Genomic DNA, 23,136 nt, shown 5'->3' on the forward strand with positions numbered 1-23,136 from the left:
CTCCACCACCCGAAGCTCGCACAGGACGAGGACAGCTCGCCGCCACGTCAAGCCGCGCAACCACTGCCGACCTCTCGTCATGCCCTGTCGTACACGCTTGTGCGGCTCACCCCGTTGTCCGGAGGTGTATCTCATGATCACCAATCCCACTTCTCAGCGCTCTCTGCGCGCCCACCGGCCCAAGCGCCTCAGCCAGCGTGTCGCGACAACTGGCGAATACATCGCCCGTCTCGCCGCACGCCTCACTGACCGGGACCGTTGGCTGGCCCGCATGCTCTACGAGCACAAAGTCCTCACCACACACCAGATCACCGAGATCGCCTATCCGTCCTCCCGCGCAGCCAACCTGCGGCTCCTCCAGCTGTACAAGTGGCGTCTGCTGGACCGCTTCCAGCCCTTCATCGCCTCGGGCACCGCGCCCATGCACTACGTCCTCGATGTCGCCGGCGCCGCCGTCGTCGCACGCGAAGACGGCCTCGACCCCCGCGACCTGGACTACAGGCACGAACGAGCCATCGGCATCGCCCACTCCCTGCGATTGGCCCACACCGTCGGCACCAATGCCTTCTTCACGGCCCTCATCGCCCACTCCCGCAACATGGATGCTTCCGGACAGCTGACCGCTTGGTGGTCCGAGGCCCGCTGCAAGCGGCACTTCGGCGACATCGTGCGCCCCGACGGCTACGGTCGGTGGCACGAGCATCACTCCGCCTTCGAGTGGTTCCTGGAGTTCGACTTCGGCACTGAACGCCCCGACCGCGTCGCGGCGAAACTGCCTGGCTACGCCAAACTCGCCACCACCACTGGCATCACGACACCGATCCTGCTCTGGATGCCCACCACGCGCCGCGAAACCCGTGTCCGCCACGCCCTCACCACGGCCCTCAGCACGTTGGACGATCCCACCCTGGTACCGGTGGCCACATCCAGCGCCGACTTCGTGTCCAACGACCGTGACGCCCACCCGGCCACCGCCCGCTGGCAACCCCTGGATGGTAGGCAGCTCACTTCACGGCGTCTCACGCTCGCCGAACTCGGGCGGGCCTGGCCGCACCTACCGCCGTTGCCGCCTTCCTCGTCGGCCTCAGTCGCGACCGGCAGCAGCGACTCTTGGAGCGATCTGCTTCCGCCGTCACCCCTTGCTCCGGGCCCGACGCCCCGCCGCAGGACGCGGCGAAGCGACATGGGCAATATCGCTGGTGCGCGGCATGGTGCACCAACCTCGTGAAGATCATCTCAAAGCCTCGGTATGACGTCCGCAACCGATATAGGGAGGGGTACCGACATCAGATGCGCTTTGAGGCGGTCAGGCGCAGCCGGGCCGGGCAGCGTACTGGTCACGCGCATCACGTACTGGTCGGGCCACCGGGGTCTTGTGTCAGGGCACGCAGTAGGTGGCGGCCCGGGAATTCGTCGTACGGCTGGACCGGGACAGTGATCACCGTATGGTCATCGAAGACCGGCTCGCCGCCCGGACGGCGAGCATAGGGAAGATAGCCGTAGTCCACCCCGTCGCCCGCGTCGAAGCTCATCCATGCGATGAGCTCCTGCTCGCCCTCCCGCAGCGGCAGGTTGGCGACCGCGCGACCGTACACAAAGTCCTGCTCGAAGAGCCACACCTGTGGGACCGCGAAGACGAAACGGACGGCATGAATCTGCCGTGCCTTCTCGGCAGCACGGTGTTCGAACGCCGCGGCGGTCGAGTCATCGCGCAGGTAGTCGTAGTCGGAGAGCACGAGGGTCCGGTCTCCTTGCAACGCGACCATCGCGGGGCAGTCCCGCTCGGTGACAGCCCGTTCCAGGCGGCCGGCCACGTTACGCAGCAGGATCTCGGTGTCGTGGTTCATCCGGCTGCTCACTTCCCGCCAGGACGGTCCCAACCCCGGAAGTCGTAGAAGACCTCCATGATCTCTACAGAAGCCTTGTCGCCGAGGTGGGCAAGGTGCTGCAGGGTGCGGCTCACTTCGGTGCGCTGGCGCGATCCCTCACGGGTCGGCGCCGGGTCCACCGTCCGTCCATCGAGCGCCTCGAGCCGTTCGGCCAGTTGCCTCACGGTCTCCCGTGCCGCGCTCAAGTCGATCTCCACAGATCCAACCTCCAGGCTTTCTGGCAGTCTCCCGCATCTGGAACGCCTGAGGGTATTCGTTCCCGCGGGTCAGCTGCCGTGGCCCGGCATTTTGCTGGCCTCGACGTAGCAGCTGCTGAAGGAGGAGGTTAGCCGCCTGGGCGACTTCGCGCAGGGTCGCCATGGCCGCCTCCGCGCCAGAGGTGTCAGGCTTCCCCAGCACGGGCGTCGGCTCGGACAACGTGGCGAGCTTCAGCGGCGTCGGGCAACAGTGCGGTGGGCTATGGCTCGACGTCCTCACCCTGATCGCCCCTCGGTGGAAGACCGAGGAGCTGTCGCATCAGGCAGAGCTCTTTATCAAGGTCGACGTGGCGGCTTCTCCGGATGGGCCTGATCTTCAAGACGCTGATGTCGAGGTCCAAGCCAAGGAGGTCGCCTTGGGGGCCGGCCTTGAGCCGGTAGTTGGCAGGGGTGATCATCCATGCATCCCAGTCATCGGCAGGTTGTCCGGAGCGGGCGTCGTGGTCGCTGGATTCGGTGTCTGGACACGGGCAGTCCGGGTCGGAGCATGGACGTCCGGCGGGATGTGTCGCGAGCAGCGACGAGCGCCGGTAGTGGGATGCCTGGCCATTGAGCATGGGGCAGTGCTGCTTGGCGTATCCCAGGCATTCGGGGTGAACAGCCGGTTCAGCGATGTACCCGGCGTCTACGTCCATCGGCCGGACGAGCAGGTAGATGCGGTCAGCGAGCCGCTGGCCGCAGATCTGGCACATCCGACGGGTGAGGGCCAGGTATCGCTTGCGGTGGTCGATGGCGCCGAAGACGACCTGGCCATTGTGTTCGAGGGTGATCCACGGCACGACCAGGCCTCCGCTGAGCGGGCGGCCGACGCACCGTAGTGGGACGGGCGGGGTGGTAGTCATGGCCGGTTCCATCGAGGAGGCTGGTTGTGATGGATCCGCTGGGCGCACGGACCGGGAAGGACGGTGGCGCCGCCCTCTGAGGACGGCGCCAGCGCGCACGCGTGTAAAGGAGTTCAGTCATCAGGCGCAGGATCCGGGGGCTGGGGGTTTGTACGGCCGTCGCTGGCGGCGTCGTACAGTTCGGGGTCGAACGCGACGCAGTAGCCAGCCTCCGTGAGCGCTTCGAAGGCGCCAGTGGCGTGAACGTTCTCATCTCTAGCGTTCAGGCCAGGCGGCAGTTCGTACCAACGGAATAGCGGGGGTTGTTGGTGCTCGACGAAACCGTGCGCCTTCAGCAGTTCCTGCGCCTTCTCCGGCATTGGTTCCTGGTCATCGCCACCGTCGGCGATCACCGGGCCGCGCCAGCGCCGGAAGATCTCGATGTGGCACCGCTCTCCGTCTCGGCTGATGTGCATGGGATGTGCCTTTCTCACTCGGGATGCCCTGGCCTGCGTTCACAGCAGGGCCTGGGCCTGTAGGGGCAGGCGGCATCGGTCATCGTCGGGAAAGTGGCCGCGCTGGTCGGGCCAGAGCGCTTGCCAGACCGGCGGGGTGGTCCTGTAGATGGCGTAGATGATGCCGAGGTCTTCCGGACGGCTGACGGGGCGCAGCCGGATGGCGAGGCCTCCCTGGAGGATTCCGCTGATCTCCAGTCCGTCAGCAGGGGCGAGATCGCGGTCAGCGAATGCAGCGCTGAGGGTGTTGAGCAGGGCCTGTGATGTCTCAGCGCGCAGTCCGGAGACCGCGAGCTCGTAGTCGCGGTCCGGTCGGGTGTGAAGGCCGACGGTGTAGGCGAAAGGAGGGGCTCCGGTGTCCGGGTCGCCTCCCACGTACTGCACCGCGTGGCCGTGGTGGGCGATGATCCCTTCCACTCGGCGGAGGTACAGGTCGGTGTTGGTCATGATCCTTTCCTTCGGTGAAGCAGGGTGTCAGTGCTGGCGCAGCAGCATCAGGCGGCGGTGCGCCTGGGATTTCAGTTCGTCGTCGGTGCCTTCCAGCAGACGCAGGCCGCGTGCGGCAGCCTTGTTGCCCTTGAGACCGGAGGCGGCGCTGGGACGGATGTCCGCGTAGTGGTCCAGGTACTCGGTCACAGCGCGCTCGGCGGCGTAGGCGGTGTGGCCAGTGCGCTGCGTTTCGCCCTCGAACAGGCCGTGGAGCCGGTCGCGTCGGGCCTCGCGGTTGCGTGCCGAGCGCGGACCCGTGGCTTCCTGCGGCGGCCACAGGCTGTCGATCATCTGATTGAACTCGTCGATCGCGATCTCCGTGCGGGCCAGTGCCGTCTCCTCGGCTGCCCAATGGGCGTAGTAATTCACCGACAGGCCGAGGGTGCGGCGCGCCTCTTTGACGCGGTCGGTGGCATTGCGGGTGTGCCGGATCTTCCAGCGAGTGATCGCGTCCCTGACGGCGAAGCGCTCCGTGTTCCCACAGGTCGGGCGCCAGGGGGTGACCACGACCTGGTAGGGGGATCGTCCGTCGTGGCTGTTGATCGCCACGATGAACGCCTCGATCTGGTCGTTGATGCCCTCGGCATCGACGGTCACGTGCTGGGGCAGGCGCATGGAAACGAAGACCTTCTTGCCTCCCCGCAGGGCTCCGGCCGTCTCCCAGACGACGCCGGAGTCGGCCACCAGTTCCTGAAGGAACTCGAAGGCACTCCGGTTTTGGATGACCTCGTAGCCGTTGCCGACGACGCCCAGGGAGCCGCCGGTGTCGGTGCGCACCGTGTGGAACAGTTCATGGTCCACATGGGACTCGCCGTTCCAGAGATAGGTGGCCGGAACCGTTTCGACGCCGTAGTCGATGCCACCCAGTTCCAGGACCTTGTCGATGTCGCTGATGCCTCCGGGGACGACGTTGCTCAGGGAGTGCCATGCCGGAGCGGATGTGTACAAGGCTGCTGTGCCACGGGTGAGGTCGAGGCCGTGCTGCGGGACGCCGCGGGCGCTGAGGATCTCTCCGGCGTCCCAGCCGGTGAGGACTCGGTAGCGGCCGTCGGGCAGCCGCTCCACCGTCCCGGCGGCGAGGCGGTCTTGGAGAGCGCGTTCCCAGTTACGCGCGTCCTCCAACTGGCCAGCACGTTCGGCAGCGAACGCTTCGTTGACGTCAGTGGACATGCATGCTCCTTTTCTCCAACAGGTGGTGCATCGGATGGCAGCCGCTGCGAGTACGGAGGGGCCCTCTCCTGCAAGAGGGAGATCAGGAGAGGGCCCGAGCCCGCCCCGCGGCGTGGGCGGGGCGGGACCGGCGGCGGGGAATGCAGACAAAGCCGCCGCCGGAGCCTTGGATGTCGGCCAGGCGACTGGGTGATCAGGTAAATGGAGCCGTCACCCACCCCCGGACGCTGGCCTCACTGGGCCCAGTCTCCTGCGGGCCCGGCCCGCCGCCACGGGAGCTGCCAAAAGAGTCCCGTTCCTCGGCTGGCGGCCGGGGGCGTCGTTGACCCCAGGAGCACCTGCACGCGGGCGGTCACGAAGAACGGGGCGCCGGATGTGCGGTCGTAGGCCCGGAGGATGACCAATCCCTGCTGCTGCCGGGGCATACTCGATCACCAGGCCCGCGTACGTGCTCGGTTCGTCGCCGCAGGCGGTGAAGTGCTCGGCGATCTCACCGAGCAGGTCGTTCTCGATCTCGTGCCGTTCGATCATTTTTCCTCCTCTCGGGGCAAGGACAATGACGACGGGCACCGGACGCAGGACCCTGCCAGTTGGGTGGTGATGGGGCCTACAGGGACTTCTCGCCACCGAAGATCCGGACCTCGAACTCCTGGTCCTCATCGAGCAGGATGGCCGACAGATCCGCCACTCCGTCGCGCCGAGCACGGGCCAGTCGGTGCCATCCGTCGATGATCAGTGCGGTTCCGCCGACCTCACGGATCCTGACCAGGATCAGGGGGCGTTCTAGGTCAGCGTGCGCGATGTGGTCTTCGTCCAGCCGTACGGCGCTGAGCAACCGGTACCACGGCTGGGGGTCCAGGCGGCGGACAGGAAGGGTTCGTGCGATCTGCTGGGCCTTGGCGACGTCCCACCGGAAGGCCAGGAACTGGAAGTACTCGCCTCCGTCATCAGCATTGCTGTGCGCGGTGTGTCTCTTCTCAGATGACATGGCGCAGCTCGGTGTCGGCCAACGGCGGGAGACCCCGGAAGATGGCCCCGACGCGCAACAGTGCCGTCCAGCCCTGGTGGCCGAAGAACTCCTCGGCCACGATGTCCGTACGCCCCAGGGCTTCGATGGCTGGGCCGAAATAGGTGTACAGCTTCTGCGCCGCCGCCAGGTAGGCGGCTTCCTGGTCTTCTGCCTGCACGGTGATCACGACGGGCATCAGGTCGGGCGACATGGTCTCGCCGTCGGAGCCGGTAGCCGTCTCCCAATCCGCGACGATCGTGAAATACTCGCGCTGCTCCCTGGTCAGCTCCTGCACGAGTTCGGCGGCGTCGGCCGCCAGACGGGCGTACAGCCGAGCGACTTGGCCCTGGTGGTATCCGTCCCTAACTGTGTGTTCGGCCGTCAGCATGGCGCCGCGAGCCTTTTCGTAGGTCTCGACACGGTCGGTGATCTCTTTGGTGATGTTCATTCCCTGCTCCTGGTTGCTCTGGTAGTCGTTCCAGGCCCCGGGCGTCGTCTGAGCAGCCGTTGCGGCCCAGCTCGTGGGCGTGACATGGCACGCAGCGGTCCGCGGCGCGGATTACGTGGCTTGAGGCAAGTCGTCGTACGGCGTCGGGGGTTGTTCGGGGTGGAGGAGGCCGTCAGCGGTCCGTCCCCTCGATCGGGTCGATCGGGGTGGGCCTGTGGTGCTGGGCTGCGCTTCGGCGCTCTTCCAGCAACTGCCCCATCTCTTCCTCAGACAGCGGCTCGACGCGGCAGCGGTCGCTGGCGACGTACCGTTCCGCCGCGCTGCGGCGGGGGCTGGCGAGCCAGACAGCCGCGATACGGCCGTCTCGGTGTTCGATGTCGTGGACGTGGTAGCCGACCCGGACCTTGCCTGAGGGATCGGTGACTTTGACGATTTCTGCCGGGAGGATGTCGGGATGCACCCAGGGCTCGCTCTTCTGGCCCTTTCGCTTCTTGCTCATCGCGTCTCCCGAACGCATTTGAAGACGGTCTCCCTGAGTGGGAATTCGGCGATCTCGCCGGTGTATTTGCGGATATGAGCCTTGTCGCTGATGGCGATGAGTTGGCCGCCCCATACCAGCTGACCGTCGAGAAGTGCGACTACGTGCAGCCCCATGAAAGGCAGCAAGTCCAGCGCGCCCGGGCATTCGAAGTAGGTGACATCCGTGGCCACGTTTACTTCCGGAACTCCGTCGGCTGTCATCAGTGCAGTCCGGCGGTCTTGAGGACCCGCTCGGCCATGTCCAGGGCGACGCCCGAGTCGTCCCATCCGAGTCCCTGCGTAGTCACCAGCAGGGCCAAGTCCACGAGTTGTCCATCAAGGCCGGTGGGTGTCAGGCGTACGCATAGTCCGGAGGCGTAGGCGACGTACAAGGTCCAGCCCTCCCGGGTGAAGCGGGCACCGTCGCGTTCGGAGTGGGTCACGTCGGTCAGCAGTAGGCGGGGAACGGCCGGTTCGAGGGTCCGGTACCACGCCGTCCCGCCGACGGAAAGGTCCACGTGGTAGGTGCCCGACCCGGTGGCCAGGACGTGCGCGTCGATGAGTTCGCCCGGGAGGGTGGCCGGAGGAGTACCACCCCAGGTCACTGGGTACCGCCAGCCGTCGTGGTGCCACACCGTGACTCCGTTCGGCTGGTGCTCGCCTACGGCGATCGCTCCAGCCAGCAGTGCGTTGGCCTGCTCCGGCGCCAGATGCCGGGGCTCGGCGTCGCTGTCGAAGGGGAAGATATAGGTGAAGCAGTCACTCCCATCGCCGTCGTGAAGCCACGTGATCTTGTTGCCCTCGATGCGATAGAGGCCCGCCTTGGGCCACTCGGTGCGTCCGGTGTTCGGGAAACCCTCGATGGCGTAGGGAATGGTTCTCGGGCCGATGGACCTGATGGTCCGTGGGCCGGACAGGTGGGGGTGCTTATGGTTGACGCACTGGAATGCCGTGCAGTTCTGGGCACGGCGCTTGAACTCGGCAAGACTGGACCGCACGTTTTCCTCCGTTTCTGGGCATGAAAAGGCGGCTCCCAACCGGTGAGCCGCTGAAGAAGATGTCGCGGTGCGTGTGGTGCTACAGACGCAGGCGCTCAGCAGAGCGAAGCGGACCGGATGTCGCTGAGGCCGCGGAGCGCCCGGCGGCATCGACAGAGCGCTACCGCCGCCAGAACGTGCGATCACCTAGGCGGCCGAGCTCTCGGTCAGCGCACGGGGGAGCTACGGGCGGATCGTTGTGGGGCGACGCGTCCCGATTCCAAAGCTGCCGCGCTGCTCTGCGAAGACCCGGACGTCTCACGCCGCCGAACTCCCTGCATTGCTTCCTGGCGCTCGCGGAATTCGGTCAGCGTCAAGGGGCGGGACCCGCCCCCGGAACGATCGCGCAGGATCGCCACGTCGCCCAGCTCATCGCGCAGCTCCCGCTCCTGGCGTTCAGCCTCCGCATACCGATCCGGAAAGACCTCCAGCACCCGAGTCCAGTGGCGGTGGCCACCGCGGACGCACAGGGAGCCGCAGTTGTTGTGTCCGAAGCCGAGGGCGTACAGCAGAGGTGGCTCAAGGCCGGCCGCACGGGCCTGGTCGAGCATCTCTTCTTTCGTCAGATAGGGCGGATCGCACATCGGGAAGGTGACTGTCCATGGCGTCCAGCCACGTTCGATCGCGGGCGTGCGACGCTGCTCCGACCAGTCGATACCGACGTACAGCACAGTTTCAGCTGGATCGGCGTTCTCCTCCAGCCAACGTCGGCATGGACGCTGCTTCAAGATTTCTGAGCACGGCGCCAAGCGGCTGTTGCCGAGGAACCGCTTCTGCCAGAAGACTTCAAAGGGGGTGTGTCCATCGGCGACACGCGTGGCTGGCACCCCGATCTGACTTTCGGCATCGCGCACAAAGCGATACAAGTCCGGGTCTTCGACGAGGGTGTCAGCGAACAGCAGGACCAGGTCCTGCGTGCCGTGTTTTGCGAGGACGCGCTGGGTGGCCGCCCAGCTGCCGATCCCACCGGAGAATTGGACCACGCGGCGGATCACGCTCCTCACACCACCGAGAAACGCGGGAAGGCGGGTGTGCAGGGAAATGAGTCACAGGCGCGGGTGACGGCCGGTTCAAGGTCCGTGGCCGGAGACCAACCGTTGAGAGAGGCTGCTGCGTTCCCATTAGCGAAGTCGGCGCACACTTGGTACTCCAATCTGGTTCGCACGGTTAGGAGTGGTTGCGGCGGGACTCGAACCCGCGACCGCATCGGCTTATAAGACCGGCGCTCTACCAACTGAGCTACGCAACCCGAGTGTGTGGGCCGCGCTTCGCTGGCCATGGGCGAAGCGCGGCCCGGGGAGCGGCCGGGCCCGGGGGCGGGGGGAAAGGCCAGCCGCTGGTCTGGGACTCGAGTAGGCGACAATCGGGCGGCTGACTCACGGCCCCGGTGCCGGTCCTCGACCGCAGAGTTCTGAGCGGAGAGAAGCGCATGTCAGTCGCTCAGTGCCTGAAGTCCGCCGTAGTCGGCCCGGTCGAGCGGGAAGGTCGCTACCAGCCGAACAGGCCAGCAGGCTTCTTGGGCTCGGGCACGGTGGGCGAACCGGCCGTCATGATGCGGGGCTTCTTGCTGGCCCCGATAGACTTCCAGTTCGCCGGAATCGAAGTTCACCAGGTAGCCCCACTCGGCGAAGCACGTGGCGAAAGCGGAAGCATCCGCGATGTAGCCACAGGTGAGGATGGCCAGTGGATTACCTTGCGTCTTCCACAACAGTTCGTCCCACGTCGGCCCCTCTCGGCCGATGTGCTCAAGGTCGTCGGTGTACGGCTTCAGCCGCTGGATCTCCTGTGCGGTTGGTGTGTCCTCGTCCGTGACAACACGCAAGTCGTGGGCCGCCCTTCGGGCTGCCTCGAGATCAGCGAGTTCCGCCCATGCCATTACGGTAATTCCGAGGCCAGCAGGAGCGCTGTCGTGCTGGTTGTAGGCGATCTTCTCCTGTCCATCGACTACGAAGCCGAGGAAACCACGTGTGCTCAATGAGCAACCTCCAGTGCCGGAAATGCGAAGTAGCGGCTCTGTGCTTTGCAATAGCGCCGCAGTTGGTCGCCCGGGATGAATGCCCTCCTGACTGTGATCACTCCTCGCCTGCTGGGGGGAGTAATTACTGGGGCAACTGCGGATAGTCCTCTCGACTGGACTACGGAAATACAGAAGGAGAGAACTCTCAATTACCGATCTCTCTGCGGATCCTGGGGGCGTGGACCCGACCGGATTCGAACCGGCGACATTTCGCGTTTTTAAGACGCATGCTCTGCCTCTGAGCTACGGGCCCAAGCGGGCACGGGAAGGGTTTTAGCCCTACGGCCTCCGAGTACCACGCGTAGCGGTACCTGCGATGCGTTCGGTATGGACGACCCAGGTGACGGACTGGACGGTGCTGGGCAGTTCGCCGAGCCGGAGCGCAGCTTCGCTGTAGCAGTTCGCCAGCAGGGCGTAACGGCTGGAGCTGCCCAGACCGCGGTCACGATTGCCATACGTCTCCCCCACTGCGATATCGTGGGCATGCCGGTCGATTACGACAGCATCGTGATCAGAAGGGTCGGCGATGCATCGGAAGAACATTCCCGTCTTGCGCTCCATGGGCAGCACATCTGCGGGGTCCGCACCAGCCATGATCTTGGCAGCCTTGGCCAAGGCGTCTTTGACGTGGCCAGAAAGCACACCGGTCTCGTACGCCCGACGGGCTAAGCGGCAGTTCTGCGACCAGGTTTTGTTCGCGGACAGTGCGGCGATCACACCAGCGCCGGAACGTGCATCGCCGTCCGTGATCAGCGAGGCCAGTTCGTTCGCGGCGTGATACCACATTCGACCACGCTGCATCTGCTCCGGAGTAGCGGCCCGCCATACGGAAATGATGTTTTCAACGTATCTCTCACGCGTCTCGCTGGATGCCTTGACGGGGATCACGACGTGCCTCCCTCCAGGTGTACGAATTGGGTTCAGAGTTCCTTAGTGGCGGCCAGCGAACCGAGAACAGCCACTTACTTGCCGCTCACTCAAATACGGTGCCCAAAAGTGCCCGATTACCGATCTCGAGTAGGCGACCTGCGGCCTGATGGCCAATCAGCTCTCTCCTTCTCGGAACGGGCAAGTCGAGGAATGGGCGGGGTCCCGGTCGAACTCATCTGGGTAACTGTTGGGCAGCATCCCGTTGTTTAGCAGGGGTGCGGGCCCTTGGTCCAGGAAAGCCCCAAGGTCCGCCAAACTACGAACTTCGGCGAGCGGCACCATGGCGCCGCAAACTGGACATGGGCCGAGCAGGAAAAACGGCTCGTCGTCGTAGATCGGATCGCGGTAGGAGAACGTGTAGACCTGCCGTTCGTCCTCCGGGTCGCTCGCACGAAGAGTGAGCGGAGCAAGAGGCAGCACAAGGGAGTTCCAACTGCGGTTCGGCTGCACGTGCGCCGGATCGATGCCCAGCAACGCCGCCAGGCGCACGGCGGCCCGCGCGATGTCAGCTGCTTTGCTGTCAGATATCAGTGGATGGGTCGAATGCCGCCGCAACTGCTCGTAGGCGGAGGCGGCACGACTGGCGATGCTCATGGCGAAAGACCTCGAATAATGATTGGTATGCAGCGAAGGGTGCACAGCAACGGACCGCTACCGGAGGCTCAGGCAGCGGTCCGCGGGATGACGCATGGACACGGCGGTGGACTGGCTCCAGCGGGATGGCCGATGCGCGGGGACTCCAGGCTCTGTGTCTGGGCCTACGGCCGCGCGGGTGTGGGACGTACGGCGCGTTCGTTCGCGCGCCTGGCTGGAGCAGCGTCGACGTGCCCGTCCCGTTCCGTCAGGCTCGGCCGGCACCGCTGATCTTCCAGACTGGTGACAAGGTGCCGACGATCTGACTCAATGCGTGCCGGTGGTGCTCAGGGCCAGTTCCTGGAGCGTCGGCCCTGCACCGTTGTCCGCTTCGAGTTCAAGATCGGTGGCGAGCTGCTCGACCGCTTCCTCGACGGCGCGGTGCATCGCAGGGAGCCCTCCGGACTCGTGTAGGTAGGCGAGAAGATCGGAGACGACGTCCCCGACAAGGAGCGGGGCCAGGTCAGCGTCGAAGCGTGCCCAGCCGTCCTCGCTTGCGAAGTAGTCACACTCGCCCAGCAATTCGAGCACGGTGAGGAGGTGAGACAGTCCCCGTTCCGGGGAGGTCGACTTGAGGACATTGTCCGGGGTAACGAAGGGGGCTTCGGAACCGGTCCGGTGTGCTTCATGGCGGTACTCCCTTTCTAGTCGTGTCATCACAGGAAGGAGGTTCATCTCCAGGGATCTGGTCGGAGCGGCTGACGCTGCGCTGGTGAGGTGGCAGACCAGGTCGATGCAGACGGGAGCCCGGGGGTGAGTCAGCCGCGACCACATGTGCATCCAGGGTTTCGCTTTCGTGCATGTGCCACGTCAGCGCAGGCGCCTTCGGTGGTGTGGTCGCTCACCACGTAGGTGTAAGACCGCTCTCCGTCGTAGTGCTCGGGTCCTACGCGGTGAAGCCCCGAGGCTCCTCCGACCACTGCTCTTGAGGCAGTTCGTACAACGGCGCGTCAGCGCGGTCGGGGGTCAGCGTTGCCATTGCGGTCCACGGCGATCACGCTGCCGTGTTCAGCGGAAGGACCTTGACGTCATCAACGTCGCGTTCGTTCACGGTCAAGTAACCGTTGCGTCCGTCGATCGGCAGGTAGTCCAGCCACAGATCTTCGTGCTCGGCCAGATGGCTCGTCAGGGCCTCAATGTCATCGGCGACCTCGGGCGGGACTTCAAGAGTGATCGGGAAGTCGTAGGTCACCTCTTCGGTCACCGTCAGCTCGACACGGATCTTGGTCAGCTCTTCCGGCTCCCGTATCTCCTCGATGATCACAGTCTCGTCCTCTCCTCTCTCGTGATCGCCAGGAGCGCCACCCGGCATGGCAGCGGCCCTGTCATGGCCCCGCACCACCTCTGGGAGGGGAGTTGAAGGGGTGCGGGAGTACTGGGTGGCTCAGTGCGCGACAAAGACGTCGTCGTCCCCGACCTTGATCTGCATGGCGACCGTCTCCTTCTCGGTCAGCAGCTCGGGGGCAGTTTCATCGAGGTGCACAGACACCCGTAGTGAAGCGCTGCAAGGGTCCACGTAGACGAAGACCTGAACCCCACCGACTTGGATCGACGGGAGACTGGTCGGGTCCTCCGGGTCTGCTGGCCAGAACAACGCGTTCAGGTTGGCTTCGGTCGCGAAGTCCCTGCTACTTGCGGTCATCACCTCTCCCTTCCGGGAACGAGTCGGCAGGCGCGTGGCTCTCCGATGTCTGAGTGCCGTGGTCACAGGCGGCTCACCTTGTGGAACGCCTTCGCCCGCTGCTGCGGGCACCAGTCGCCGGTGAGCCGTACAGATGTCTCGGTGACCTTGCTGTCGCCTTCGTACGGGTCCTCGTACCGGCCGTGGAGCCAAGCGTGCTCGGGTACGGCGTCACCGATCGGGTAGGTGGATGGGTCAGTCACGCCAGTCCGGTCGATTCTGTCGATGGCCCAGGCGACCACGTCGCCCTCCCACCATTCGGCGTCGCACGCGTCGTACGCCTCGCACACCGTGAACGACGGCTCGATGACTCTGGTCTCTCCCTCCATCCACTCACCGCCGTACCGCCCGCCGGTCGGGGTGACGCCCGTCGAGGTGCGGTAGCTCACGACGCTGCGGGTGATCTCGATGGTGTAGCTCATGATCACGCCACTTCCTGCCAGTCGCGGGTGCCGTGCTTGCGCTCCAGATACTCGGCGCTGTAGATCGCGGCCTCGCCGGAGTTGACCGGCACGCGGCGCGACAGCACGTCGTCAATGCGCGCCACAATGTCCGGAGGCCCCTCCAGCGCACCGGCACCTTCACGCACGACGCACCACGCCGGTTCCTCGGCGGCGATGGCCACGGCCTGATCGCACGGGGCGCTGGCGGCAGGGGCCTGACGAAGCCGCGTGGCCCGCTCTCGAGCCTTCTGCCGCTCCTCCTGCGCCGCGATGGCCAGCGGGCCCTCCGCAGTCTCGCTCAGGGCATGCAGCAGTTCCTGGTGCCCCGAGGTAGTCCGCGAGTACTTCACGTCCGGGATGACAACCGCCCCACAGCGCAGAACCCACGCGATCGGGGTCCGGTAGCTGAGGACGGTGTAAGTGATGTCGGCACCGTCCTCGATGTACTGCTCGAGCCAGTGGGGCGGAAGCCGGTTGCCGAACTGGAGGTGATACCCCTCCACGGCGTGAAAGGCGCCGTAGGTGCCGAACGGTTCGCGTCGGGCCAGCGCCTCTCGCGTGGCCCATGAGTGCGTGGCAAACTTCTTCACAGGTCCTGTCCTCTCCAACGATGCGGGACCGTGAGGGCCACCAAGGCGCCCGGCGCCGCGTCCGGTACGCGGGCGCCACGGGGCGGCATCCCCGCAGGCGACGCTTGGCGGCCCTCATCTGTGGGGCGACGGTCGGTCAGAGCCGCCGGTCTCCTTGGCTTGACCGGAATCGTCGACGTGCTGGCTTCACGGGCGAGAGGTGCCTGAGGCACCAGGTCTGATCATTTGCCGTTGACCGCATGGCATTCCCGCCCGCTGTAGCGGAAGCCCCCGAGCACCCAAGGCTGCGCGTCGTTCCGGTGGCGGGGGCGGTACTGCACCGACCGGCCCTCGTACGGGGCGAGCGAGCACACAATCACGGCCCCGCCATCTGAGCTTTGAGCAGCCTGGCGGTATAGCTCATGAGTCACGCACCCCTCGGGGTACGACCCCGGTCCAGGTTGTCCGGGCAGTGGACGAATTGGCTCGTGGCCGTGTCGAACGGCAGCTTCTCCGAGGTGGCGTCGACGAACGACATCTCGAGCCTGGCCGCATCCGGGTGGTTCCCCCAGGTACGCCATGTGCACGCCACCAGCGGGGTGCGCCTTTCTGCGCCCCGGCAGTTACAGCGATATCTCTGTGCCTGCGGCCAGGTCGAAGATCGCCAGTTGCTCTCGCCCCTTTCCGGCTAAGATCGCGTCCCGCTGATCGGGGAGGATCTCGACCGGGTCGACATAGATCACTCCGTCGGACAGCCACCCGCCCAGACCGTCCGCAGCCCCGTATCGTGCCGTGACGCTGCGGACCAGGTCCGCGAATGCGTCGAACGGCGCGGTGGCGGGGATGGTGTGCTGCGTCGAGGTGAGGCTCACCGCGTACCCGTCGGTGGGTATGTAGGCGCTCCCGTCCGGGCGCGTCATGATCGTGAACCCGCCGTTCAGGAACAGTTCGTCGTACAGGGATTCCACGGCAGGCGTGGTCAGGGTGTCCATGATCAGTCCTCTCCATGCTGATCACGGTCCCGCCCGGCATGGCGGGAGTCTCGCGGGTTGCAAGACCACGGGGGCGCGCGTCCCGGCATGGACGCGCGTCCCTGTGGTCCAGCAGTCAGCGGTCAGCGTGTACGCCGAGCATGGCCAGGAGTCCGGCCCACTCGGCGTTGCCGTACTCCGCCACCAGCCAGGCGATGATTCCGCCCAGCGTCAACAGCACAGTCTGGGAGGCCACGACGTACAGACCCCGCAGGAGACGCTGCTTATCGGCGTACCAGTGGACGTCAATCGCCACCGAGCAGCCGAACAGGCGGGGGTGGTACTCCCGGTGGATCCGTCCGAGCTTTGGGTGAGGCCGCGTAACGTGCACGCGGTGCCCGTCGGTCGCGTGGTCGATGACCCTCTCAAAGCGCCACACCTGGCCAGCGGTGGGGCCCGACACCATGTGAATCATGGAACCCGGCTCGACCACGGAGGCGGTGGCATCGTTGATGAGCTGCACGATCCCTCTCCTTGATCATGTGCCTGCAACGGACGGGCGGCGGCACCCCGTTCGGCTAGGGGTGCCGCACCCATGCCACGCGGCAGGCGCGCTCACCTGCGCGTCCAGAAGATGATCTGACATACGGCTGATACCGCCAGAGCGCACCAGGTGATCAGGTGCAAGGCTCGGTCGGACATCACGCGATCCCGAACTGAAGATCGGCCAGCAGGTCGGTATTGCCGTTGCGGGCCGCCCAGCGGCGCATACCCGTCGCCCGATGCGGATGGAACGGCGCCCAGCCGGTCGGCCGCACCCGCAGGAACTCCCTGGCCTCGTGCTCCTCGATGGACATGACGATCTCAAGGAGCGCGGCGTACAGGTCTTCGTCGGTGCGGTCCTTGACCACCAGCGGGAACTCCGCGTAAGTGGTGATCTCCTGCGGATACCCGGCCGCCGCCTGATCCCGGTTACTGTTGCGGGCCGGGTAATCCACGCGGACAACGATCGTGCTCTCGAACCGCTTTGTGTGATCGCAGGCGGTGAACGTCCAGCCCGACTTGTAGATCACGTCATTCACTAACTCGATCGCGCTCGCAGTTTCCATGGTCCTCTCCAGTGGGTCATGGGTGCTCCGGCATGAGCACCCCAGTCAGCGCACGTACGGGACGCGCGCTGAAGTGGGGCTCAGTCGGACGTGTCGTCACTTCGGCGCTTCCATCGGGTGATCAGAGACCGGATTCCGACGAAGGCCGTCACGGCAAGGCCAGTGACCACTGCTGGCAACGCGGACGTCACAGCCCCTCCCGTGCATCACGGTGACGGGCCGCTACGCGGGCCGCCTCACGGCTGTGGGTGTGCTGAATAAACACACCACGGCTGTTGATCACGCCCCAGGAACCCTCGTCCGAGTCCCAGTCGACGTCGTATAGCTCACGGTTGCGTGCGGCCGTGATCAGCTGGCGCACTGTGGAGCTGTTTGGGTTTATCGCATTCCACATGGAAGGTGCCATGATCCCTCTCCAATCGATCAGGCAAGCGGCTCCAGAGCGGCATCCCTGAGAGCCTTGTGATCGCGGGCGGCCGCGTCTTGTCGGAAATCCCGCACCGTGGCGAGCCGGACGGGCGCGATCCGGTGAGGCATGAAGTGCTCTCACATAAATGCGTCATCTAAAACGGCCCGATTACCGATCACGCGAGACAGTTTCGCAAAACCTTTCATGCCCACAGCGACAGCGAAGAAGGATCCGCGATCTCTCGTCGCATCGCCAAATTAGCGTCTCACTTAAATACGGACCTCGAAAACCCTCAAATACCGATCTTGTGGGGATTCTTCGAAGATCTTCTTAAGTACCCTTGGTTGCGGCAGAGATGATTCCGCACGCACCTCGTAGGTGAAGACCACGCACCGCGCCGTTTGAGCGTCAATACTCTCTCACTCAAATACGGGCCGCCGAATCCCCCGAATACCGATCATGGAGAATCCGTCAAGCTTTTCCTAAAACCGCTCACGGGGTCGACGCACTTATCTGACGCAGCACCTAACTCGCTCACCAACGCGAGCGTGACCCACTCGGCTACTGCCGAGATGCGCTCTGACCCACATACGGATAGCAGAACCCTCCAAATACCGATCTCGCATGCACGCGGGCCCCGAACTCTGCGGTTCGGGGCCCGGGAGCGTGCCAACCGCTCCTAGTCGTCCTTCTGCGGTCGTGTGCTGCGATAAATCAGCTCATCCCGCGCAGTATCGAGAGACGCGGAAAGCGCGCGCCATTCCTTGGCGCCAGTATCCCGCGCACGCTGAACTTTGGACGACGAATTGAGCGGGCCACCATACATTTCTTGCGCTGTCTTGCCTATGACTCCGGCACGCCCGAGATCATCCGCTGTGCTCGCGTAGCGCAGCATCCGGCGTAGGGTCGGGTACTCACTTCCGTCACCCCAAGCCGAGCGAAAGATCGTTTCGCTGTTGCCCGACAGGTAGGGAGTCACCGCGAGTGTGCTCAGCTTGTCCGCGTGCGGGATCCCGCGTGTGATCTGTTGTCCCGGCATGACGTCCATTTCATCGGGCTTGACGTCCAACCGGTACCCGTTCCGCGCCGCAGCGTCGCGCACTGCCCAGTATTGGAGCGTTTTACAGGTGACGATGATCGTTTCGCCGTCTCGCCGGATGTACTGCCACGCACACGGTTCGCGGGAGTCGATCCAAACGGCCGAAACTTCACACGTCGCGATGATCTCGCCCAGCCTCTTCGCGAAGATCAAAACGGCATCCTGCGTGACGTCGTCGCTCACGTCATCCGTCCCGTACAGCGCATAACCGCTACGCGCCGCCGTCGCACTTCCGTCCATACGCTTCCGTGAACGCGTAGAGTCGACGGTCCGGCAGTATCCGCGTGAGGCCTTTTGCAGCTCCGCGAAATCGGCTGGAGTCACGCGTTTCATGTCCTCCGCCGTGACTTCTCCGCGCCGCCGATCGCCCGGGTTTCCCTTACCTGATGGTTGATTGAACACGATCGTCCCCGATCGTTCGCGACACGTACATGGTGTACTGCGTCTCGGTAATTCAATTCTCCCGCGATTTACGCTCAACGCAAGAGCCGGAGTCGCCTTTTTCGAATTCTTTACAAAATTCGCCATTATCGAGCCGCCGCGACCGATCATTGCAATTCCGGAACGGATTGAGTCAATCGATTAAAGCGAACCCTTGAGCAAAAGACATCCAAGATACACGCCACTAAGGCAAGCAATAGATTCAGTCACGCAATTCAATGAAGTGACTACCCTTACGTCACTCCTCAATCACTCCCCGCCCTGTCTTCCCAGGCGCCCCTGGGTATCGAGTTGCGGGCGGCACAGGTAGGGGCTGCAACGCCCCGACCTGCGACAAGACCGGTCAAAGGGTCTTCCGATCTAGCAGGAAGGGGAATTGGAAGCCCAGTTGGCAGAGAGATTGGAAGCCAGATTGGCATGTAATGCATAGCAAGGCGGGCAGAGGCTCACCAACTGCCTGGAAGCCGCTGAGCAAGTGGCCTCGCCATCGATATGCTATATCTATCGCCGACGGCCGATGACGCTATTATCTCGCGGAACAGGGACTCGCGAAGAATAGTAATTCGTCGCTCAGGGGAGGGGTAGAAAGCGCGGGCCGGGTAGGGCCGAGGAGGGTGGCCAGGGCTGCTTTCGGGGACAGCAGCTGTGACATCGGTTTGGAGAGGGCGAAGGCGCCGTAGAAGGCTGCCGCGGCCGCGGGACGGTCGCTCGCAGTCCTGACGAGCCGGTCCACATAGCGCTGCAGGAGGCGCGCCGCCATGGTGGGGGGTGCGCCGATGGCTTGGGGATAGAGCACATCCTGGCTGGTTGCTGTCGTCCACGCGCCTTCGGTAGTGCCTGCGATGGTTCGCTGGATGCGGCGGGCGGCTCCGGGACGCATGCTGTGCTGTGCCAGTCCATGGTGGAGTGCAGCTGCGCTGCGGGCGGCGACGGACATGCCGTGGCCATAGATCGGGTTGTAAGTGGCGACGGCATCGCCGAGGACAATGAATCCGTCCGGCCAGTGGGGCAGTCGTTCGAAGTACCGTCGTCGGTTTGCGGTGCTATGGGAGCTGTAAACGGGGCTGTCAGGGCGTGCACGGGCGATCAGGTCGCCGACGATGGGGTGGCGCACGCCGCGTGCGAAGTCGACGAAGCGGGATGCGTCGGTGGGAGGCTCACCGCCCCGGGTGCCGGAGAGAGTGACCAGCCACCGGCGGTTTTCGATGGGGATGAGGGTGGCGGATTGTCCGGGGCGCGCCGCTAGGTGGTCGGCCTGGACGTTGATGAGGGGGAAGTCGGGCGGCGTCCCTTTCGGGGCTTGGAAGATTCTGGTTGCGTAGGTGAGGCCGGAGTCGACGGTCTCTTCGGCTGGTGCGGTGAGTCCGAGATTGGCCAGCCACGAGCTGGCCTGTGAGGTGCGGCCGGTGGCGTCGACGACGAAGTCGGCCTGGAGCTCCGTCTCCCGACCGCTCGCCTCGTCGCGTACTCGTACGCCGGTGACGCGAGCGGGGTTGCCGAGGAGCGCTATGGCCTGGCCGGGAGGAGCCATGGTGATCCGGTTGTTGGCGAGTACCTCTTTGCGTACCACCCAGTCGAGGAGGTCGCGGCTGCAGATGATGATGAATTGCATCCGCGGCCCGCGTCGCAGCCACCCTTGAGCGGTCAGGGAGACCAGCCCGCTGGGCACTCCGATCTCTCGGGCGCCGGCCGCGGTCCATCGTCGGATGGTGCCGGGTAGGAGTGATTCGATGGCGCGGGCGCCCCCTGACCACATCAGGTGGGCATGACGGGCCTGCGGGACTCCTCTGCGGGTTCCTGGGCCGTCGGGCAGGTGATAGCGCTCGACGATGGTGACCTTGCCCATGTGGCTGGACAGCGCCGCGGCGGCCAGTGTCCCGGCCAGCCCTCCGCCGAGGACGACAGCGTGTGCGGGTGTGCGCATGAGGCTGGTGTCTCCGTCCATAGCAGCAGACTCGTTATTCCTTCCGGGTCGGGGTGAGCGAACCTTCCTCTCTCGCCTTTCGGAGTTGGATAAGTACCTCGCGGACGACTGGAGAGTTCGCAAAGGCGCGCGAGACCTCTACTAGCCAGGCCAGTTCACCGATCCCATCGGCCCCGCCTTGTGGGTCGTCCGTCGTCGTGTCCGGTGGAAACTTGATGTGCTGCGCCTTGTCGTCGACGGCGGCCTTAATGCGAGCCGCTTCTACAACCGCGCGGAGCTCGGAGCCGGAAAGGCCAGCTTCTCTGCCGAGGCGCAAGGCGAGGTCTTTGACCTGTGGGTCAACGGAGGAGCGCAGGGCGAGACGGCCATCGTTGATCTCTGCCAAGCGCCGGACGAGGCGCAGCTCGAAATCGCCGCGCGGGATGCGGCCTGTTGGCACGATGGCTGGGGTGGCCTGGCGCAGGGCGCTCCACAGCGGATACAGCTCTCGATAGGCGCCGCGCCGGCTGACTCGGGTGCGCATGTGCGTCAGGTGCTGGCCTCGTGAAGGCAGTACGAGGCCGATAGCCATGCATACGGTTGCTGGTGCCGCAAACAGGGGAGCCACATGGGTGCTCAGCCCGTCCCAGTCCGTGCCGTACCATCGGGCGATCACCGCGACGAGTTTGGCAAGGCTGAAGCTGAGGCCACAACTTGCACCAACGGCGTTTATTTTCAGGCCCCGGCGTAGCCAGGGTCGGCCGGCCAGCGCGGCCCACTTCCAGCAGAGCCCCATCAAGGCAATGTCAGCGATGGCCAGGGCGATGAGGTATAGGAGAATGAATTCGCGGATGAAGGGAGTGCTGGAGTAGTAGGTGTCGAAGTCCACGCGGCGCTCGATGGGGGCCTCTCCTGCGGCGAAGAGGGCGATCAGTGCCATGATAAAGATCGTGTACGTCGCGGTCCACCGGCGTGCGGCGCTTCGTGCGCGGTCCAAAGGGTGAAGCCAGTAGGCGAGTGTGACACGTGCCGAGGCGCTGAATGCGACGATGATCGCATATACGAAAAGGGCGGCCAGATTAGGTGTGCCTGTGATCTTGTTGATGAAGGCGATCGAGGCAGGGGCCGCCGAGAACATGGACATGGATGCGAGGGCAAGCATGATGCATACGGCCCTTCGCAATGGGTTATGCGGTGCCTGCTTCAGATCGCGGAGCTTGAAGCACAGCCCGAGCCAGCCGACTAACGAGCAGGTCCATAAAACGGCGTTCGGATTGCTCATTCTTCTCCCTCATCTGGGGCTTGTCCCAAGGAAGTTTCTAGCCGACGGACCACCGCTGCGGTTGCGGGCGATTCGGGCATAGTCCAGATCTCGTTCGGCATCCAGCGGCTCACCTTGGCCATTAGCAGCGAGGCGAAGAAGTCCGCTTCCTGCTCTGCCTCGCTACTGCAATGAGTCCGGGAGGCAACGATGCGGGCCACTGTGTCGGGGTCCAACGAAGGGAACACCAACCGGGTGGAGGTTTCGCCGGCCGCCAGCGTGGCCTCGTGATCCGCCTCTATGTGCCAGAACTCATGGCAGGTGATGAGAAGTTGGTGCCAAGGGCTGGTGTCTTTCTCGCAAAGTATGTAGTGCGCGCTGTCCGTGGCCACCCATAAGCCGCTAACTGTGTCCGGTGGAAAAGAGACGAGGCGGTGATGTACGGCTCGGTTGAGCCGTTGCCTCATGCGCCCGCACAAGGCGGCCACCACTTGGTCAGGCTCGGCGGGGACAGGGAGGTCGAGATCCCGAACGAGCGCCTTGCAACTACGGCGCATTGCCTTCAGGTCCATCGGATCACCGTGCCGCTGTTGGTTGGTCGTGTTCCAGACCATGACGAGCATCCACGCCCCCGGCCCCGCCCGGTTCACATGCTCAGTCCTTCGTTTCAGGTGGCTTTGGTGGTGTCCTGTCAGTCTCCAGCACGTGCTCGACGATCTTCGTCACCGCCGCAAGGCCCTCGGGGGTCAGCTCCAAGGCCCGAAGGGCGAGTTGCCGCACTCCCAGGTTGTGGGCGACCTTGGCGAGTTCGATCTCGGCGTCGGTTTGTGCAGCGGTGGCTTCCTCGAGCAGGTAAGCCGTCGGGACCCCGAAGAAACGCGCCAGGGCCGTGAGCAGTTCGACGGAAGGCTTCTTCTTCGCCCCGGTCCTCAGCGCCGAGAGGTACGCGCCTCCGACCCGGATGCGGGGGTTCGCCTGCTTGACGGCTTCGGCCACCTCACCATTGGTGTATGCGCGCCCGTTCGGGCCATCCGGACGGATGCTGTGGAACAGGCGGTTCAGTCGTTCGGCCAGAGTCGCACTCGGCTCGGCATCGGACATGGGCCCTCACCTCCACCGCGTTTGGCCGGAGCTGTCACGAACTCCCAGTTCTCAACCACCGGTTGACAGCCCTGGCGGACCTGAGTCTAGACTCACGCACCGCCACTCATCAACCACTGGTTGAATGAACCATCCGGCCAGTCAACCTGCAATTGATCTACGTCATGCGCAGGAGCACCGAGGACCCACAGTGGGGCAATCGGTCACCAGTCGATGACCGAGTCAGCCACTTGCGCTCTGCCTGAGCACGGGGGACCAGCCAGCGCGCAATGCCAGACGGCCGACCCGCCCAGGGCGGGCTCGCTGAAAGCCAGCGTGAGCGGCCGTCCGTGAGTCCCAGCGCTCCAGCGCCGGGAGAAACCGATGACTGCCACCCCCCGCCCGCTGCCACAACCCCCTCCGCCGGCCGACGGCT

30 protein-coding genes and 2 tRNA genes are annotated in these 23,136 nt (G+C 64.9%); 1 reads left to right on the forward strand and 31 read right to left on the reverse strand.

Translation table 11 applies throughout. The annotated features are described in order from the left end of the window. Positions 1 to 133: 133 nt before the first annotated feature. The gene (locus tag BLV72_RS04275; RefSeq protein ID WP_093460388.1) at positions 134 to 1,228 is read left to right on the forward strand and encodes a replication-relaxation family protein; all 1,095 of its coding nucleotides are present in this window, start codon (positions 134 to 136) and stop codon (positions 1,226 to 1,228) included. Positions 1,229 to 1,346: 118 nt separating this feature from the next. Here BLV72_RS04275 and BLV72_RS04280 read toward each other — a convergent pair whose 3' ends face one another. From BLV72_RS04280 to BLV72_RS04430, 31 genes are all read right to left on the reverse strand, one after another. Continuing rightward, positions 1,347 to 1,847 carry a hypothetical protein gene (locus tag BLV72_RS04280; RefSeq protein WP_093460389.1) on the reverse strand — a complete coding sequence of 167 codons (501 nt, stop codon included), beginning with the start codon at positions 1,845 to 1,847 and terminating at the stop codon, positions 1,347 to 1,349. A gap of 8 nt (positions 1,848 to 1,855) precedes the next feature. Next, positions 1,856 to 2,086: a hypothetical protein gene (locus BLV72_RS04285; protein ID WP_093460390.1), complete on the reverse strand. Its 231-nt coding sequence runs from the start codon at positions 2,084 to 2,086 to the stop codon at positions 1,856 to 1,858. Positions 2,087 to 2,346: 260 nt separating this feature from the next. Continuing rightward, positions 2,347 to 2,925, reverse strand: a complete 579-nt coding sequence (locus BLV72_RS04290; RefSeq protein ID WP_244320647.1) for a cell envelope biogenesis protein OmpA — start codon at positions 2,923 to 2,925, stop codon at positions 2,347 to 2,349. Between the two features lie 176 nt (positions 2,926 to 3,101). Further along, positions 3,102 to 3,443: a hypothetical protein gene (locus BLV72_RS04295; protein WP_093460393.1), complete on the reverse strand. Its 342-nt coding sequence runs from the start codon at positions 3,441 to 3,443 to the stop codon at positions 3,102 to 3,104. Between the two features lie 39 nt (positions 3,444 to 3,482). After that, the gene (locus tag BLV72_RS04300; protein WP_093460395.1) at positions 3,483 to 3,929 is read right to left on the reverse strand and encodes a DUF4262 domain-containing protein; all 447 of its coding nucleotides are present in this window, start codon (positions 3,927 to 3,929) and stop codon (positions 3,483 to 3,485) included. Positions 3,930 to 3,956: 27 nt separating this feature from the next. Continuing rightward, positions 3,957 to 5,141 carry a DUF932 domain-containing protein gene (locus BLV72_RS04305; RefSeq protein ID WP_093460396.1) on the reverse strand — a complete coding sequence of 395 codons (1,185 nt, stop codon included), beginning with the start codon at positions 5,139 to 5,141 and terminating at the stop codon, positions 3,957 to 3,959. Positions 5,142 to 5,748: 607 nt separating this feature from the next. Further along, positions 5,749 to 6,129, reverse strand: a complete 381-nt coding sequence (locus BLV72_RS04315; RefSeq protein WP_093460399.1) for a hypothetical protein — start codon at positions 6,127 to 6,129, stop codon at positions 5,749 to 5,751. Beyond that, a complete protein-coding gene (locus BLV72_RS04320) occupies positions 6,119 to 6,598 on the reverse strand; it encodes a hypothetical protein (protein ID WP_093460401.1) in 480 nt (159 codons plus the stop codon). The genes BLV72_RS04315 and BLV72_RS04320 overlap by 11 nt, the downstream gene beginning before the upstream one ends. Positions 6,599 to 6,770: 172 nt before the next feature. Further along, positions 6,771 to 7,097 (reverse strand): hypothetical protein, encoded by a 327-nt coding sequence (locus BLV72_RS04325; RefSeq protein ID WP_093460402.1) that lies wholly within the window; start codon positions 7,095 to 7,097, stop codon positions 6,771 to 6,773. Next, positions 7,094 to 7,339, reverse strand: a complete 246-nt coding sequence (locus tag BLV72_RS04330; RefSeq protein ID WP_143059746.1) for a hypothetical protein — start codon at positions 7,337 to 7,339, stop codon at positions 7,094 to 7,096. Before BLV72_RS04330 ends, BLV72_RS04325 begins: the two co-directional genes overlap by 4 nt. After that, positions 7,339 to 8,115 (reverse strand): hypothetical protein, encoded by a 777-nt coding sequence (locus tag BLV72_RS04335; protein WP_093460405.1) that lies wholly within the window; start codon positions 8,113 to 8,115, stop codon positions 7,339 to 7,341. The genes BLV72_RS04330 and BLV72_RS04335 overlap by 1 nt, the downstream gene beginning before the upstream one ends. A 206-nt stretch (positions 8,116 to 8,321) precedes the next feature. Next, positions 8,322 to 9,149 (reverse strand): adenine nucleotide alpha hydrolase family protein, encoded by an 828-nt coding sequence (locus BLV72_RS04340; protein WP_208905534.1) that lies wholly within the window; start codon positions 9,147 to 9,149, stop codon positions 8,322 to 8,324. A gap of 179 nt (positions 9,150 to 9,328) precedes the next feature. Beyond that, a tRNA-Ile gene (locus tag BLV72_RS04345) sits at positions 9,329 to 9,403 on the reverse strand. 183 nt (positions 9,404 to 9,586) lie between these two features. Continuing rightward, entirely contained in the window at positions 9,587 to 10,129 is a 543-nt protein-coding gene (locus BLV72_RS04350; protein ID WP_093460406.1) for a hypothetical protein, read from the reverse strand. Positions 10,130 to 10,350: 221 nt separating this feature from the next. Further along, positions 10,351 to 10,424: transfer RNA gene (locus tag BLV72_RS04355), tRNA-Leu, on the reverse strand. A gap of 26 nt (positions 10,425 to 10,450) precedes the next feature. Then, a complete protein-coding gene (locus BLV72_RS49620; RefSeq protein ID WP_244320648.1) occupies positions 10,451 to 11,059 on the reverse strand; it encodes a DUF7178 family protein in 609 nt (202 codons plus the stop codon). 156 nt (positions 11,060 to 11,215) lie between these two features. Next, positions 11,216 to 11,695, reverse strand: a complete 480-nt coding sequence (locus tag BLV72_RS04365) for a hypothetical protein (RefSeq protein WP_093460408.1) — start codon at positions 11,693 to 11,695, stop codon at positions 11,216 to 11,218. Between the two features lie 306 nt (positions 11,696 to 12,001). Next, complete coding sequence (locus BLV72_RS47205; protein ID WP_143059747.1) at positions 12,002 to 12,265, reverse strand: hypothetical protein; 264 nt, start codon at positions 12,263 to 12,265, stop codon at positions 12,002 to 12,004. 463 nt (positions 12,266 to 12,728) lie between these two features. Continuing rightward, positions 12,729 to 12,998, reverse strand: coding sequence for a hypothetical protein (locus BLV72_RS04375; RefSeq protein ID WP_093460411.1), 270 nt, complete (start codon positions 12,996 to 12,998; stop codon positions 12,729 to 12,731). 120 nt (positions 12,999 to 13,118) lie between these two features. Next, positions 13,119 to 13,376 (reverse strand): hypothetical protein, encoded by a 258-nt coding sequence (locus tag BLV72_RS04380; RefSeq protein WP_093460412.1) that lies wholly within the window; start codon positions 13,374 to 13,376, stop codon positions 13,119 to 13,121. A gap of 62 nt (positions 13,377 to 13,438) precedes the next feature. Further along, positions 13,439 to 13,837 carry a hypothetical protein gene (locus tag BLV72_RS04385; protein WP_143059748.1) on the reverse strand — a complete coding sequence of 133 codons (399 nt, stop codon included), beginning with the start codon at positions 13,835 to 13,837 and terminating at the stop codon, positions 13,439 to 13,441. A 2-nt stretch (positions 13,838 to 13,839) separates the two neighbouring features. Next, entirely contained in the window at positions 13,840 to 14,448 is a 609-nt protein-coding gene (locus tag BLV72_RS04390; protein ID WP_093460415.1) for a DUF8033 domain-containing protein, read from the reverse strand. A gap of 602 nt (positions 14,449 to 15,050) precedes the next feature. Beyond that, positions 15,051 to 15,419 (reverse strand): hypothetical protein, encoded by a 369-nt coding sequence (locus tag BLV72_RS04395; RefSeq protein WP_093460417.1) that lies wholly within the window; start codon positions 15,417 to 15,419, stop codon positions 15,051 to 15,053. A gap of 115 nt (positions 15,420 to 15,534) precedes the next feature. Next, the gene (locus BLV72_RS04400) at positions 15,535 to 15,921 is read right to left on the reverse strand and encodes a hypothetical protein (RefSeq protein ID WP_093460418.1); all 387 of its coding nucleotides are present in this window, start codon (positions 15,919 to 15,921) and stop codon (positions 15,535 to 15,537) included. A gap of 178 nt (positions 15,922 to 16,099) precedes the next feature. Further along, positions 16,100 to 16,507, reverse strand: coding sequence for a hypothetical protein (locus BLV72_RS04405; protein WP_143059749.1), 408 nt, complete (start codon positions 16,505 to 16,507; stop codon positions 16,100 to 16,102). Between the two features lie 187 nt (positions 16,508 to 16,694). Beyond that, complete coding sequence (locus BLV72_RS47210) at positions 16,695 to 16,913, reverse strand: hypothetical protein (RefSeq protein ID WP_143059750.1); 219 nt, start codon at positions 16,911 to 16,913, stop codon at positions 16,695 to 16,697. A gap of 682 nt (positions 16,914 to 17,595) precedes the next feature. Further along, the gene (locus BLV72_RS04410) at positions 17,596 to 18,198 is read right to left on the reverse strand and encodes a hypothetical protein (protein ID WP_208905535.1); all 603 of its coding nucleotides are present in this window, start codon (positions 18,196 to 18,198) and stop codon (positions 17,596 to 17,598) included. A gap of 784 nt (positions 18,199 to 18,982) precedes the next feature. After that, the gene (locus tag BLV72_RS04415; RefSeq protein WP_244320649.1) at positions 18,983 to 20,401 is read right to left on the reverse strand and encodes an NAD(P)/FAD-dependent oxidoreductase; all 1,419 of its coding nucleotides are present in this window, start codon (positions 20,399 to 20,401) and stop codon (positions 18,983 to 18,985) included. 13 nt (positions 20,402 to 20,414) lie between these two features. Then, positions 20,415 to 21,641, reverse strand: coding sequence for an MAB_1171c family putative transporter (locus tag BLV72_RS04420; RefSeq protein ID WP_093460423.1), 1,227 nt, complete (start codon positions 21,639 to 21,641; stop codon positions 20,415 to 20,417). Beyond that, entirely contained in the window at positions 21,638 to 22,234 is a 597-nt protein-coding gene (locus BLV72_RS04425) for a hypothetical protein (protein WP_143059751.1), read from the reverse strand. Before BLV72_RS04425 ends, BLV72_RS04420 begins: the two co-directional genes overlap by 4 nt. Positions 22,235 to 22,274: 40 nt before the next feature. Next, positions 22,275 to 22,721, reverse strand: a complete 447-nt coding sequence (locus BLV72_RS04430) for a helix-turn-helix domain-containing protein (RefSeq protein ID WP_093460426.1) — start codon at positions 22,719 to 22,721, stop codon at positions 22,275 to 22,277. Positions 22,722 to 23,136 lie beyond the last annotated feature (415 nt).

Origin of the sequence: Streptomyces melanosporofaciens (assembly GCF_900105695.1) — a bacterium.
Lineage (GTDB): Bacteria > Actinomycetota > Actinomycetes > Streptomycetales > Streptomycetaceae > Streptomyces > Streptomyces antimycoticus.

Coding starts and splice junctions, on each gene's coding strand:
- BLV72_RS04420 (WP_093460423.1), bottom strand. CDS start 21,641: ATGAGCAATCCGAACGCCGTTTTATGGACCTGCTCGTTAGTCGGCTGG.
- BLV72_RS04315 (WP_093460399.1), bottom strand. CDS start 6,129: ATGTCATCTGAGAAGAGACACACCGCGCACAGCAATGCTGATGACGGA.
- BLV72_RS04405 (WP_143059749.1), bottom strand. CDS start 16,507: ATGGAAACTGCGAGCGCGATCGAGTTAGTGAATGACGTGATCTACAAG.
- BLV72_RS04305 (WP_093460396.1), bottom strand. CDS start 5,141: ATGTCCACTGACGTCAACGAAGCGTTCGCTGCCGAACGTGCTGGCCAG.
- BLV72_RS04395 (WP_093460417.1), bottom strand. CDS start 15,419: ATGGACACCCTGACCACGCCTGCCGTGGAATCCCTGTACGACGAACTG.
- BLV72_RS04385 (WP_143059748.1), bottom strand. CDS start 13,837: ATGAGCTACACCATCGAGATCACCCGCAGCGTCGTGAGCTACCGCACC.
- BLV72_RS04365 (WP_093460408.1), bottom strand. CDS start 11,695: ATGAGCATCGCCAGTCGTGCCGCCTCCGCCTACGAGCAGTTGCGGCGG.
- BLV72_RS04325 (WP_093460402.1), bottom strand. CDS start 7,097: ATGAGCAAGAAGCGAAAGGGCCAGAAGAGCGAGCCCTGGGTGCATCCC.
- BLV72_RS04275 (WP_093460388.1), top strand. CDS start 134: ATGATCACCAATCCCACTTCTCAGCGCTCTCTGCGCGCCCACCGGCCC.
- BLV72_RS04300 (WP_093460395.1), bottom strand. CDS start 3,929: ATGACCAACACCGACCTGTACCTCCGCCGAGTGGAAGGGATCATCGCC.
- BLV72_RS04295 (WP_093460393.1), bottom strand. CDS start 3,443: ATGCACATCAGCCGAGACGGAGAGCGGTGCCACATCGAGATCTTCCGG.
- BLV72_RS04415 (WP_244320649.1), bottom strand. CDS start 20,401: ATGGACGGAGACACCAGCCTCATGCGCACACCCGCACACGCTGTCGTC.
- BLV72_RS47210 (WP_143059750.1), bottom strand. CDS start 16,913: ATGGCACCTTCCATGTGGAATGCGATAAACCCAAACAGCTCCACAGTG.
- BLV72_RS04280 (WP_093460389.1), bottom strand. CDS start 1,847: ATGAACCACGACACCGAGATCCTGCTGCGTAACGTGGCCGGCCGCCTG.
- BLV72_RS04320 (WP_093460401.1), bottom strand. CDS start 6,598: ATGAACATCACCAAAGAGATCACCGACCGTGTCGAGACCTACGAAAAG.
- BLV72_RS04380 (WP_093460412.1), bottom strand. CDS start 13,376: ATGACCGCAAGTAGCAGGGACTTCGCGACCGAAGCCAACCTGAACGCG.
- BLV72_RS04425 (WP_143059751.1), bottom strand. CDS start 22,234: ATGGTCTGGAACACGACCAACCAACAGCGGCACGGTGATCCGATGGAC.
- BLV72_RS04330 (WP_143059746.1), bottom strand. CDS start 7,339: ATGACAGCCGACGGAGTTCCGGAAGTAAACGTGGCCACGGATGTCACC.
- BLV72_RS04430 (WP_093460426.1), bottom strand. CDS start 22,721: ATGTCCGATGCCGAGCCGAGTGCGACTCTGGCCGAACGACTGAACCGC.